At 63.1% G+C, this 12343-nt stretch carries 11 protein-coding genes; 4 read left to right on the top strand and 7 right to left on the bottom strand.

Features of this window, described 5'->3' with window-relative positions; genetic code table 11:
* The 5 genes from HY852_RS23200 to HY852_RS23180 all read right to left on the bottom strand — a co-directional run.
* Nucleotides 1-476, bottom strand: a 476-nt coding sequence (locus HY852_RS23200) for a MaoC family dehydratase N-terminal domain-containing protein (protein WP_291607230.1), incomplete at its 3' end; no start/stop codon positions are given.
* Complete coding sequence (locus HY852_RS23195) at nucleotides 473-1603, bottom strand: CaiB/BaiF CoA-transferase family protein (protein ID WP_291607229.1); 1131 nt, start codon at nucleotides 1601-1603, stop codon at nucleotides 473-475. The genes HY852_RS23195 and HY852_RS23200, both read right to left, overlap by 4 nt.
* A 9-nt stretch (nucleotides 1604-1612) precedes the next feature.
* The gene (locus HY852_RS23190) at nucleotides 1613-2788 is read right to left on the bottom strand and encodes an acyl-CoA dehydrogenase family protein (RefSeq protein WP_291607228.1); all 1176 of its coding nucleotides are present in this window, start codon (nucleotides 2786-2788) and stop codon (nucleotides 1613-1615) included.
* A gap of 105 nt (nucleotides 2789-2893) precedes the next feature.
* Entirely contained in the window at nucleotides 2894-4168 is a 1275-nt protein-coding gene (locus tag HY852_RS23185; protein WP_291607227.1) for a cytochrome P450, read from the bottom strand.
* 233 nt (nucleotides 4169-4401) lie between these two features.
* Nucleotides 4402-5673, bottom strand: coding sequence for a cytochrome P450 (locus HY852_RS23180; protein WP_291607226.1), 1272 nt, complete (start codon nucleotides 5671-5673; stop codon nucleotides 4402-4404).
* A 237-nt stretch (nucleotides 5674-5910) separates the two neighbouring features.
* Between HY852_RS23180 and HY852_RS23175 the strand changes: the two genes are divergently transcribed.
* The 4 genes from HY852_RS23175 (at nucleotide 5911) to HY852_RS23160 (ending at nucleotide 10860) form a co-directional block, all read left to right on the top strand.
* Entirely contained in the window at nucleotides 5911-7083 is a 1173-nt protein-coding gene (locus HY852_RS23175) for an isovaleryl-CoA dehydrogenase (RefSeq protein WP_291607225.1), read from the top strand.
* 109 nt (nucleotides 7084-7192) lie between these two features.
* Nucleotides 7193-8323, top strand: coding sequence for a DUF898 family protein (locus HY852_RS23170; RefSeq protein ID WP_291607231.1), 1131 nt, complete (start codon nucleotides 7193-7195; stop codon nucleotides 8321-8323).
* Between the two features lie 19 nt (nucleotides 8324-8342).
* Nucleotides 8343-9449, top strand: coding sequence for a M48 family metallopeptidase (locus tag HY852_RS23165; protein WP_291607224.1), 1107 nt, complete (start codon nucleotides 8343-8345; stop codon nucleotides 9447-9449).
* A gap of 373 nt (nucleotides 9450-9822) precedes the next feature.
* On the top strand, nucleotides 9823-10860 hold the full coding sequence (locus HY852_RS23160) for an MBL fold metallo-hydrolase (protein WP_291607223.1): 1038 nt from the start codon (nucleotides 9823-9825) through the stop codon (nucleotides 10858-10860).
* Between the two features lie 124 nt (nucleotides 10861-10984).
* Here HY852_RS23160 and HY852_RS23155 read toward each other — a convergent pair whose 3' ends face one another.
* Together HY852_RS23155 and HY852_RS23150 are read right to left on the bottom strand one after the other, a co-directional pair.
* Nucleotides 10985-11785: a DUF2927 domain-containing protein gene (locus HY852_RS23155; RefSeq protein ID WP_291607222.1), complete on the bottom strand. Its 801-nt coding sequence runs from the start codon at nucleotides 11783-11785 to the stop codon at nucleotides 10985-10987.
* Between the two features lie 207 nt (nucleotides 11786-11992).
* The coding region (locus HY852_RS23150; protein ID WP_291607221.1) for a L,D-transpeptidase at nucleotides 11993-12343 on the bottom strand (351 nt) is incomplete at its 5' end.

Genomic DNA, 12343 nt, shown 5'->3' with positions numbered 1-12343 from the left:
GACGCTTGCGCACCTCCCATCTCGCGATAGACGATGTCCTGCCGCTCGCGGATCGCGATCCCGCGCGGCGAGGTCACGATGTGCTCGACGGAAACGAAGCACAGGACACCGGTCGAGCCGGTCTTCACCGTCACGTCCGCAATGCGGGAAGTGCGTGTCGATTCGTCGCCGGCGCGCAGGGGCTCGATGAATTCGATCTCGCCGCCGGCCCACATCCGGCGCGGCAGCGGCACCGGTGGCAGGAAACCGCCGCGGGTCGGGTGTCCGTCGGGACCGAGCAACGACATCGGAAACACCGGCTGCGCCAGGCACCAGTGCACCGTGAAGGGTGCGATGTCGCCCGTTTTCGGTTCGCCGATCTCCTGGAACAGCGTCGCGCGCAGGCCCTTGACGAGCTGCGCGGTGACGATGTCGGTGGCTTCCTGGGTGCGGCCGATCCATTGCCGCAAATGGTCGATGTCGAGCTTTTCGGTCATGACGTCTGGCTTTTGGTGCGGGGAGTTGTTGAAAGATTCGTATGATCGCCGATGCCAGGCACCGCGCCATAGCGGCGCGGCTCGCCGACTACGATCGGCGCGGGCGCAGGATAGCTCAGCGGCCCGTTCGGCGTTGCGACCTCGATGCGGCGCAGGTGCGGGTGGTGGCCAAGGTCGTCCATTGTGTTGACCTCGGCAAAGGCTATGTCGGCATCGGACAGGCGCTTCAGGAGCTCATTGCGCGCCATGGTGCCGAAGCTGTCGCCGACGATCTTGTCGGTGAGCTGCCGGTTGCGCACGCGCTCGACCATGTTGGCAAAGCGCGGATCGTTCGGAAGGTCGGGCTGGCCGAGCACGTCGGCGCACAGCTTCTTCCACTCGCGTTCGCTCTGGATCGAGATCAGGATCTCCTTGCCGTCTTTCGAGCGGAACACGCCATAGGGCGCGATCGAGGGGTGGGCGAGCCCCATCCGCTTGGGCGGATTGCCGGCTTCGGAATTGAGCAGCGGCACGGTCAGCCAGTCCGCCATCACGTCGAACATGGAGATGCGGATGTCGGCGCCGTTGCCGGTGCGCCCGCGCGCGATCAGGGCTTCCAGGATCGCGGCGTGCGCCGTGGCGCCGGTCGCGACGTCGACGATGGACATGCCGACCCGCGACGCCCCGTCCGGATTGCCGGTGACGGAAGCAAGCCCGCTCTCGGCCTGGATCAGAAGGTCATAGGCCTTGCGGTGGGCGTAGGGCCCTTCGTCGCCATATCCCGTAATGGTGCAGCAAATCAGCTTCGGATAGTCCTTGCGCAGCCGTTCGCGCGAGAAGCCGAGCTTGTCCATCGAGCCGGGCTTCAGGTTCTGCAGCAGGATGTCGGCGCTCGCGATCAGCGCCTCCAGGTCCGCGCGGCCTTCCCTGGTCGCGAGGTCGACGACGACCGACTGCTTGCCGCGATTGAGCCAGACGAAGTAGCTGCTCTGGCCCTTGGCAGCGGCATCATAGCCGCGCGCGAAATCGCCCTCCGGCCTTTCGATCTTGATGACCTCGGCGCCGGCGTCCGCCAGGCGTGAACTGCAAAAGGGGGCGGCGACGGCCTGCTCGACCGCGATGACCCTTATTCCATCGAGCGGCAGCATCGCGTCACCTCAATACGAGCGCGGCATGCCGAGCACGTGCTCGGCGATGAAGGACAGCACGAGGTTTGTCGAGATCGGAGCCACCTGGTAGAGTCTGGTCTCGCGGAATTTGCGTTCGACGTCGTATTCCTCGGCAAAGCCGAAGCCGCCGTGGGTCTGGATGCAGGCGTTTGCCGCTTCCCAGGACGCATCCGCCGCCAGCATCTTGGCCATGTTGGCCTCGGCGCCGCATTCGACCCCGGCTTCGTATTTGCGCGTGGCTTCCTTGACCATCAATTCGGCGGCGCGCATCGCGGCATAGGCCTTGGCGATGGGGAACTGGATGCCCTGGTTCTGGCCGATGGGCCGGCCGAACACCGCGCGCTCCTTGGCGTAGTTCGTTGCTTTGGCGATGAACCACTTGGCGTCACCGATGCATTCGGAAGCGATCAGGATACGCTCGGCGTTCATGCCGGAAAGGATGTAGCGGAAACCCTTGCCTTGGTCGCCGATCAAATTCTCGGCCGGCACCTTCATATCGGTGAAGAACACCTCCGTGGTGGAGTGGTTCATCATGGTGCGGATCGGGCGGATCGTCAGCCCCGCCTTCTTGGCTTCCTGCATGTCGACGATGAAGACCGAAAGGCCGTCGGTGCGCTTCTTGACCTGGTCCTTCGGCTTGGTGCGCGCCAGCAGGATCATCAGGTCGGAATATTCGGCGCGGCTGGTCCAGATCTTCTGGCCGTTGACGACGTAGCTGTCGCCGTCGCGCCGCGCGAACGTCTTCAGCGAGGAAGTATCGGTGCCGCTGGTGGGCTCGGTGACGCCGAAGGCCTGGAGGCGCAATTCGCCGCTGGCGATCTTGGGCAGCCACTTCGCCTTCTGCTCCTCGCTGCCGTGCCGGAGCAGCGTGCCCATGGTGTACATCTGGGCGTGACAGCCGCCGCCGTTGCAGCCCGCGCGCTGGATCTCCTCTAGGATCGCGGCCGCGGCCGACAGCTTCAATCCCGCTCCGCCATACTCCTCGGGAATCAGCACCGAGAGGTATCCGGCTTCGGTGAGGGCGTCGACGAAGGCCTTGGGATAGGCCATCTCGCGGTCGAGCTTGCGCCAATATTCGCCGGGGAACTGGGCGCAAAGCTTGGCGACGGCTTCGCGGATCTCTTGATGGTCTTCGTGCAGCTCTTGATGTTGTTCTTGGGTCATCGGAACTCGGCTTCCAGGTCGAAATCGGCCGCCGGCGGTCAGCCGGCGGCAGCCCTCGTTAGCAGGGCACAGCGCTGTTCGGTAGTGCCGAAAATGCCGGTCCGTCTAGCCGGGGATGCGCACCGGCAGGGACTCGTAGCCCTTCACGAAGCTCGAATAGATCCGCTTGGGCTCGCCGACGACCTCGATCCGGTCGAACCGCTTCAGGATCTCCTCCCAGATGATCCTGAGTTGCAGCTCGGCCAGCCGCATGCCGAGGCAGCGGTGGACGCCGAAGCCGAAGGACAGGTGGATGCGGGGACGAGGGCGGTCGATGATGAACTCGTCCGGCCGGTCGATCACTTCCTCGTCGCGGTTGCCCGAGACGTACCACATCACCACCCGGTCGCCCTTCCTGATCTCCTTGCCGCCGATCTCGGTGTCGACCAGCGCGGTGCGCCGCATGTGGGCGAGCGGCGTCTGCCAGCGGATCACCTCCGGCACCATCGAATCGATCAGCGCCGGGTTCTCCTTCAGCTTGCGGTACTCGTCGGGATTTTCGTTGAGCGCCAGCACCGAGCCGGTCATCGTGTTGCGGGTGGTATCGTTGCCACCGACGATCAGAAGGATGAGGTTGCCCATCAGGTTGTCGGGATCCATGCCGCGCGTGGCCTCGTTATGCGCCATCAGCGACAACAGGTCGTCGCGCGGCTCGGCATTGGCGCGCTCCTTCCAGAGCCTGGACATGTAGGCGTAGCACTCGTTGAGCTCGCGCCGGCGCTCTTCTTCGGACGAGACGATCCCGCTCTTGGGCAGCGCGGTCGAGACATCGGACCAGCGCGTCAGCTTGCGCCGGTCTTCCCAAGGGAAGTCGAACAGGGTGGCCAGCATCTGCGTGGTCAGTTCGATCGAGACTTTCTCGACCCAGTTGAAAGTCTCGTTGCGGGGAAGATTGTCGAGCACCTTGGCGGAGCGCTGGCGGATCAGCTTCGCCAGTTCGTCCAGGTGCTGCGGCGTGAACATCGGGGACACCGTCTTGCGCTGGGCGGAGTGCCGCGGCTCGTCCATCGCGATGAAGCTCGGCCAGTCGTAACCGGGCGGCGCGTCGCGGATCGAGATGCCGCCGAGAGCGGCGTCGGAAGAGAAGGTGCCGTGATGGGTGTCGACATGCATGATGTCGTTGTACTTGACCACCGACCAGTACGGCTCGATCGGCGCGTTGGTGCAGTAATGCACCGGCTCTTCCTTGCGCAGCCGTTCGAACCAGGGCCACAGCGTATCATTCTGGAACAGCCTCGGCGCCCCGGGATGGAAATCCTTCAGCGGTGTCGAATAGGCCTCTTCGCGCGCCCGCCGCAGGCGTTCAGCCTTGTCGGTCTTGACCGAAGTCTGGAAAGTCATCGTTGGCTGCTCCAGTTCTTTTTGTTCACCTCTCCCGCTTGCGGGGAAGGTCGCATCGCATCGAAAGATGCGATGCGGGTGGGGGAAACTCTCTTCTCGCGAGCACTGCATCCGTGGCGGTACCCCCACCCCAGCCCTCCCCCGCGAGCGGGAGAGGGAGCGCAGTGCCGTTGTGGTCGCAGATCAAACTCATCCTTTGCGCACGAACGGTCGTCCTTGCTTGCGGCCATACGCTACGCGGCGATCCTGACCGGCAAGGTCTCGTAGCCCTTTACGAAGCTCGAATAGACCCGCTTCGGCTCGCCCACGACCTCGATGCTGTCGAAGCGTTTCAGAATCTCTTCCCAGATGATCTTGAGCTGCAGTTCGGCCAGCCTCAGGCCAACGCAGCGATGGACACCGAAGCCGAAGGACAGGTGGGTGCGCGGCCGCGCCCGGTCGATGATGAATTCGTAGGGCCGGTCGATCGCCTCCTCGTCGCGGTTGCCGGAGACGTACCACATGACGACCTTGTCGCCCTCCCTGATCTTCCTTCCGCGGAACTCGATATCCTCGAGCGCGGTCCGCCGCATATGGGCGAGCGGCGTCTGCCAGCGAATCACTTCCGGAACGAAGCTGTCGATCAGCGCCGGGTTCTCTCGCAGCTTTCGGTATTGGTCGGGATGCCGGCTCAGCGCGTAGATGCTGCCCGACATGGTATTGCGGGTGGTGTCATTGCCGCCGACGATCAGAAGCACGAGGTTGCCAAGGAAATTCCTGGCGTCCATGTCGCGCGTGGCGTCGCTGTGCGCCATCATCGACAACAGATCGCTCCTGGGCGGCTGGCTGATGCGCTCCTTCCAGAGCTCCGAGAAATAGCTCGCGCATTCCAGCAGCTCGGCCTGCCGCTCCTCCTCGGTCGCCACCACTCCGCCGGGGCCCGGGATCGTCGTCGCGACGTCGGACCAGCGGGTCAGCTTGCGCCGTTCCTCCCAGGGGAAGTCGAACAGCACCGCCAGCATCTGCGTGGTCAATTCGATCGAGACCCGGTCGACCCAGTCGAACACCTCGCCTCTCGGCAGGTTGTCGAGGCATTCGGCGGAGCGCTTGCGGATGCTGATCGCGAGCTGGTCGAGATGGGTCGGCGTGAACATCGGCGCCACTGTCTTGCGCTGTGCGGCGTGCCGCGGCTCGTCCATGGCGATGAAGCTTTCCCGCCGCAGGTCGGGTGCGATGTCGCGGATTGTGATGCCGCCGAGCGCCGCGGCGGAAGAGAACACCGAGTGGTTCGTTTCGATGTCCAGGATGTCGCTATACCTGGTCACCGACCAATAGGGCCCGAACATGCTGTCCCGGCAGTAATGCACGGGATCTTCCTCGCGTAGCCGGTCGAAATAAGGCCAGAACGAATCGGTTCTGAACAATTCGGGATCGCCGGGATCGAATTCTTCGAGCGCCAGCGAAAAAGCCCGCGCCCGCAGGGCATCCTGCTCGCCAGGCGTGGCGCTTTCGATGGTACCGTGCATGGGCCATCTCTCCCTGATTGTTTGTCGCGTCCCGGTCGTATTCTGCCGGCGGCTTTGTCCGATTACAGCCGGTTGTATGCCTCGGGGCAAGGGCGAGTTTTGCCGCGGCGGGCCGGCCAGTCCAGGCGGCAGGGCGGCTAACGCCATCACATGTTTGAGGTTTTCTTTGGTGACAAGCTCACTTCCCGGGAATATGGCTGTGAACCAAATACAGAAGCAGGATTTTCCGGAGGCCCCATGATCCCGAACGCGTATCGAGTTTTCAATTTCGATCTCGGCGAGACCGCCGACGCGCTGCGCGAGACCGTTCATAGTTTTGCCAGCAAAGAAGTCGCGCCCCGCGCCGCCGAAATCGACCGGACCAACCAGTTCCCCCGCGACCTCTGGCCGAAAATCGGAGCGCTCGGCCTGCATGGGATCACGGTCGAGGAGCAATATGGCGGATCTGGTCTCGGCTATCTCGAACACTGCGTGGCGGTCGAGGAGATTTCGCGTGCTTCCGCCGCCATCGGACTGTCTTACGGCGCGCATTCCAACCTCTGCGTCAACCAGATCCGGCGCAACGGCAGCGAGGCCCAGAAGCTGAAATATCTGCCCAAGCTGATCTCCGGCGAGCATGTCGGCTCGCTCGCGATGAGCGAGCCGAATGCCGGCTCCGACGTGGTCTCGATGAAGACGCGGGCGGAGAAGAAGGGCGACCGCTTCGTGCTGAACGGCTCGAAGATGTGGATTACCAACGGGCCGGTGGCGGATACCCTCGTCGTCTACGCCAAGACCGATGCGAACGCCGGTCCGCGCGGCATCACCGCCTTCATCATCGAAAAAGGCATGAAGGGATTTTCCACCGCGCAGAAGCTCGACAAGCTCGGCATGCGCGGCTCCGATACCTGCGAGCTCGTGTTCGACAATTGCGAGGTGCCGGAGGAGAACGTGCTTGCGGAGGTCGGCCGCGGCGTCAACGTCCTGATGTCAGGCCTCGACTATGAGCGCGCGGTATTGGCGGCAGGGCCGCTCGGCATCATGCAGGCCTGCATGGACGTCGTCCTGCCCTATATCCACGAGCGCAAGCAGTTTGGCCAGCCGATCGGCACGTTCCAGCTCGTCCAAGGCAAGGTCGCCGACATGTACACGACGATGAATGCCTCGCGCGCCTATGTCTACGCGGTGGCGAAGGCCTGCGACCGCGGCGAGACCACGCGCGAGGACGCCGCCGGCGCCATCCTTTATGCAGCGGAAAAGGCGACGCAATGTGCGCTGGATGCGATCCAGCTCCTTGGCGGCAACGGCTATATCAATGACTACCCGACCGGACGGCTGTTGCGCGACGCCAAGCTCTATGAAATCGGCGCCGGTACAAGCGAAATCCGTCGCATGCTGATCGGGCGGGAATTGTTCGAGAAAACCGTGTAATGCCGGATCGAACCGGAGTGGCCTGGGTGCCGACAAATCTCCGATCTATGTCTTCCAGATCCTTTAGTTTCGAGATTTGTCTGCCCTTCGAGGTTGATCCGTGGACCAGATGAGCTTCATTCCGCAGGTTCCGCCGCCGTTGCCGCCTGCGCAGGTTTCGTTTACCGGTGAGCGAGGTGAATTTCGCTCGATGGTGACCAAGGGGGCCGCGCTCGAGCTCGTCACTTTCGGCTTTTACCGGTTCTGGCTGGCCACCGACATCCGCCGTCATTTGTGGGCGAATACGTCGCTCGATGGCGACTCGGCCGAATATACCGGCCGCGGCAAGGAGCTGTTCATCGGCTTCTTGGTCGCGCTGGCAATCCTGCTGCCGATCTATCTCGCCTATTTCCTGATCACCATCGAGGCCGAACGGCTGCAGGAGCTTGCCAGTATTCCCCTGTTCCTGGCCTTCTACGCCTTCGGACAGTTCGCGATCTACCGCGCCCGGCGCTATCGGCTGACTCGCACGATCTGGCGCGGTGTGCGATTCTGGATGGACGGCTCGGGCTGGGCCTATGCAGGCCGTGCCATGCTGTGGGGCCTGCTCCTCGTCGTGACCCTCGGCCTCGCCTTGCCGTGGCGGGAAGCGGCGCTCGAGCGCTACAAGATGCAGCATTCCCACTATGGCAACCTGCAGGGCAAGTTCGACGGACGCGGCTGGGAGTTTTTCAAGAACGCGTGGTGGCTGTGGCTGCTGAGCCCGATTGCCTTGTTGGTGTTTCCGGCGTTGCCGTTTCTCTATGCGGAGTTCAAGGCGCGGGAGTGGCGGTGGTGGCTGTCGGGTATCCGCTTCGGCGGCGTGCGCCTGGAATCGACGCTGCCGAGCACCGCGTTTTACGGCGTGTACTGGTCAGTCATCGGCTGGTCGATGTTGTTCTCGATGATCTTTGGCGCCTATACGGGCGCCTGCACCGGGCTCGTCGCCAGCATCAGCGGCGTGTCGTTTGAGCAGGTGATCGGGCCCAACAGCCAGACCAGCATACCGTTGCTGGTCCTGATCGGCATCGGCTATCTTGGCCTTGCACTTGCGCTCTCGACCGTCATGCGCGTCTATCTACAGCGCGATCTCTGGACGGTGGTGCTGGCATCGGCAAACGTGCACGGCATCGAGGCGGCGGCCAATGTCAGGGCCGGCGGAGAGCTTGCGAGCGCGCTCGGCGAAGGCTTTGCCGACGGGCTCGACGTTGCGGGCTTTTAGCCCGTAAGCGATGGGTGCGATGGACAGTGTTCAAGGTGACAGCGGCGGCGCAACCGGCGCACAGGCACTCTATTTCGACGGCCTCTCGAACACGCGCCGCCCGGTGACCATTGCTTTCAGCGATCAGCTCGACATCCGCCAGGACGGATCGATCGTCGCGCGTTGGGCCTATTCCGACATTCGCCGTTCCGACAGCCCGGCCGGCATCCTGCGCGTGGCCTGCCTGTCCGCGCCCCCGCTGGCGCGACTGGAGATCCGCGATGCGACGCTTGCGGCCAAACTGGCGTCGCGCAGCACCGAGCTTGACGCGCATCATCTGGGACGCCGGGGCGTTGCCCGGATCGTCGGTTGGTCGCTGGCCGCGGCGATCTCGATCATTGTGGTCGTGCTGTTCGGAGTACCGCTGGCGGCAGACCGGCTCGCGCCATTGGTGCCGAAGGCGCTTGAACGGCGCATCGGGGACGCGGCTGAGGCTCAGATCAAGGGCCTGTTCGGCGCAAAGGTCTGCGGCGACAGGGAAGGACAAGCCGCGTTCTCCACCCTCGTGAACCGGCTGCACGCCGCCGCCGGCTTCGACGGGCCGCTCGAGAGCGCGGTGCTGTCGACCTCGGTGCCCAACGCGTTCGCGCTGCCCGGCGGCAAGGTGTTCCTGCTGAAGGGGCTGCTCGAAAAGGCGGAAAGCCCCGACGAGATCGCCGGCGTGCTCGCCCACGAACTCGGGCACGTCAAGCACCACGACAACATGCGCGCGCTGATCCACAATGGCGGCACCTCGTTCCTGGTCGGGCTGTTGTTCGGCGACATCACCGGGTCCGGTGCGCTGATCTTCGCGTCGCGGAGTCTGGTGGAAGCGTCCTATTCGCGCGAGGCGGAAGAGGGCGCCGATACATTCGCCATCGAGGTGATGCGTGCGCTCGGCCGTTCGCCCAAGCCGATGGCCGAGCTGATGTTCCGCGTCACCGGCAAGGAAGGCTCGGGATTCACGATCCTGTCGAGCCATCCCTTGACCGAGGACCGGCTGGCGCGCATGGGCAAGGAAGAGCGGCCGGTCACCGGAGCGCCGCTGCTGACAGCAGAAGAATGGAAGGCGCTGAAGGCGATCTGCGGTTCGGCTGCGAAAACCTGAGATTGGTTGGTAATAGAACGTGAGCAAGGGCAGGCGCTGCCCGTGCGGCATAGCCTGGCGCAGCCATGGTGCAGCCGGGAGTTACGTCTACCGAGAGCACATTTGCGCGTCCCGGCTGCCAGTCGACTGTCAGCGGTGCTGCCTTAACTGCGGGTAGTGCACTTCGCGTTTCTGAGATACTGTCAGACACCGATCGGCGGGTCGTTCCAAGATCGAGATAGGCTCGGCTCGCGCCGCGGAGCCATGCAGTAAGGCAGGCGCGGCGCCAGTGACTGTCTGTGGGGCCGCCGATTTCGCAAAGCGAGTCTCCGGCTAGACGGCTCTGCGGAGCCATCCTCGACCTCATGTTTGCACGCGAACAGGAGAGGCTTCCATGAAGATCAAAGGAAGTTCTTTTGCTGCAATGATCGTCGCAGCCACATTCGCCATGGCGACATCGGTTGCAAGCGCAGCGGCCGAACCCGGACATCAGATCACGATCCTGTATGACGCGTTCGGCACGGATGCCAAGATGACCAAAGACTGGGGCTTCTCGGCCTTGGTCGAGATCGCCGGAAAGCGCATCCTGTTCGACACGGGAAACAACGCCGAAATCTTCGAGGCGAACATCAAAGCGAAGAACATTGATCTGACAAATCTCGACTTTGTCGTTCTTTCGCACCGCCATTCTGATCACATGGCCGGCCTGAGCTACGTGCTGAGCGTCAATCCCACAGTCAAGATTTATGCGCCCAAGGAGGGATTTGGCATCTATGGCTCATCACTGCCTTCCGGTTTCTATCGGAAAAACGACTCACTGCCGCCTGAGATGCGATACTACGGAGGCGCGCCACCCGAGATCATGAAATTCGGCTCGGCATGGGCCAACGCGCATTTCGAATTGATCGATCAGACGACCGAAATTGCTCCCGGCATCACACTGATCTCGTTGATCTCGGATGCGCCTGGGACCAGGGAGCTGAAGGAGCTATCCCTGGCCGTCAACACCACTGACGGAATAGTGCTCGTGGTCGGCTGTTCGCATCCCGGGATCGAGCGCATTGTAGAGGGAGCGGCGGCTATCAATCCGAAAATCCATGTTGTCTCTGGCGGCTTTCACCTCGTCATTGCACCTGATGACGTGATCGCGAAGGTCGTGACCGCCCTTAAAGATCGGTTCAAGGTCGAAAAGATTGCGCCGGGCCATTGTACTGGCGAGCCGACGTTCGCGGCTCTCAAGAGTGCCTTTGGCGACAAGTACCTTTATGCCGGTCTTGGCACATCGATTCCGCTTGGACCGAAGGCAGGTCCCGATGTCAGACGCGGCGAGGATCCGATGCTCGAAGACCTTGCCACCTATCGCAAGTTGGCCGCCCGCGAAGATCCGTTTGGAATAATGCGATCGCGCAATCGGTCAGGATCCAAGCCATAGAGGGAAGTACCCGAAGTGGTCAGGAGTTCCTGTGCGGCCGGTTGTTCGGCGATGCGACATCGCCGAAGCTCCGCTTCGGCGTTCTAAAGGCGGCAATACCTCTCTCACAAGTGCGGCTGCAGTTCTATTCCGGCAGGTTGTTCACCCGCTTCACCCAGGCCCGCACGTCGACAAGCACCTCGGGCAATAGGGCCTTCACCTCCTGCACCGTCATGCCGGCCTTGATGCGGGGATCGTACAGCAGGTTGAGGATGTACTGGTCGTAGACGTCGAAGTAGCCCATCGATACGTTGTCGTTGAACATGGTCCACGGCACGGACAAGGTATCGTTGATCGGCCCGAGCGATTGCAACAATTCCTCGTAGGCGCAGTCGAGGAAGACGAAATCGCCGTTGTCGACGGTGATGATGACGTCGGAATGCTCGATCTCGAACTTCTCGTTCTTGCGGAAGCCGGAGAGGCATTGCGGATCGAGCGAACGCCTGATCTGGCGCGCCTTGTCGCTGCCGTAGAAGGTCGAGATGGTGCGGAAGAGATCGCGGTCGCGCACCAGCGTGACCTGGACGTTGGCGGTTTCGGGGTCGTCGATCATGGCGATGTCCAGGTGCCGGACGCGTGAGGCGATGTCGGCGACGACCCTGGCGATCTGCGCCTTGCGATCGGCGCGGCCCTCGGCGAAGACGCGCACCGGCGCCTCGAACTTGCGGATGCGATCGACGCGTCCGGCGAGGTGATACTCGGCGCCGAAGGCGGTCTTGAAGAATCCTTCGGTAATCTCGCGATCGGTGAAGTTCTTTTTCTCGGTTCGCTGGCGCGAGGCGACCGCCGGGATTTCGCCGGACCAGACCCTGCCGGCAAAGGTCGTTGCCGCGAGCGCCAGCAAAGCGACGCAAAGAAGCCGGCGGTGCTGGAAAGTGGCGCTCATCTTGTCCAACGCTGCCGCAACCGGTCGGTGCAGGCAAGCACGATCGATGGTGACGGCGCCAGTTTCTTAGAGCATGATCCGGACCCTAAGGGCCGCGTTAGCGCAAAGGGACCGCTTTTCCCGCGACAAACGCAATCGTTTGCGCGCAGATCATGCTCAATCAGGAAAATCCAGAACGTGACGGCGGATTATGGCGTTCTGGAAGGCCTAGTTTTTCACCACCACCGTGGTGCCGACCGATACGCGGTTATAGAGGTCGACGACATCCTCGTTGGTCATCCGAAAGCAGCCGGACGATACCGCCTGGCCGATCGTCTCGGGCTCGTTGGAGCCGTGGATCCGGTAAAGCGTCGAGCCGAGATACATGGCGCGGGCGCCGAGCGGATTTTCGACGCCGCCCGTCATGTGCCGCGGCAGGTCGGGACGGCGATGGAGCATCTGCGCCGGGGGCGTCCAGCTCGGCCATTCCTTCTTGGCGCTGATGCGATGCACCCCGCCCCAGCGGAAGCCGTCGCGGCCGACGCCGATGCCGTAGCGGAGAGCCTGGCCGTTGGGCAG

Origin of the sequence: Bradyrhizobium sp. (assembly GCF_016213215.1) — a bacterium.
Taxonomy (GTDB): Bacteria; Pseudomonadota; Alphaproteobacteria; order Rhizobiales; family Xanthobacteraceae; genus Bradyrhizobium.
Note: the sequence above shows the minus strand (reverse complement) of the source record. Positions and strands in the feature narration are given on the sequence as shown.

Coding starts and splice junctions, on each gene's coding strand:
- HY852_RS23195 (WP_291607229.1), bottom strand. CDS start 1,603: ATGCTGCCGCTCGATGGAATAAGGGTCATCGCGGTCGAGCAGGCCGTC.
- HY852_RS23190 (WP_291607228.1), bottom strand. CDS start 2,788: ATGACCCAAGAACAACATCAAGAGCTGCACGAAGACCATCAAGAGATC.
- HY852_RS23185 (WP_291607227.1), bottom strand. CDS start 4,168: ATGACTTTCCAGACTTCGGTCAAGACCGACAAGGCTGAACGCCTGCGG.
- HY852_RS23180 (WP_291607226.1), bottom strand. CDS start 5,673: ATGCACGGTACCATCGAAAGCGCCACGCCTGGCGAGCAGGATGCCCTG.
- HY852_RS23175 (WP_291607225.1), top strand. CDS start 5,911: ATGATCCCGAACGCGTATCGAGTTTTCAATTTCGATCTCGGCGAGACC.
- HY852_RS23170 (WP_291607231.1), top strand. CDS start 7,193: ATGAGCTTCATTCCGCAGGTTCCGCCGCCGTTGCCGCCTGCGCAGGTT.
- HY852_RS23165 (WP_291607224.1), top strand. CDS start 8,343: ATGGACAGTGTTCAAGGTGACAGCGGCGGCGCAACCGGCGCACAGGCA.
- HY852_RS23160 (WP_291607223.1), top strand. CDS start 9,823: ATGAAGATCAAAGGAAGTTCTTTTGCTGCAATGATCGTCGCAGCCACA.
- HY852_RS23155 (WP_291607222.1), bottom strand. CDS start 11,785: ATGAGCGCCACTTTCCAGCACCGCCGGCTTCTTTGCGTCGCTTTGCTG.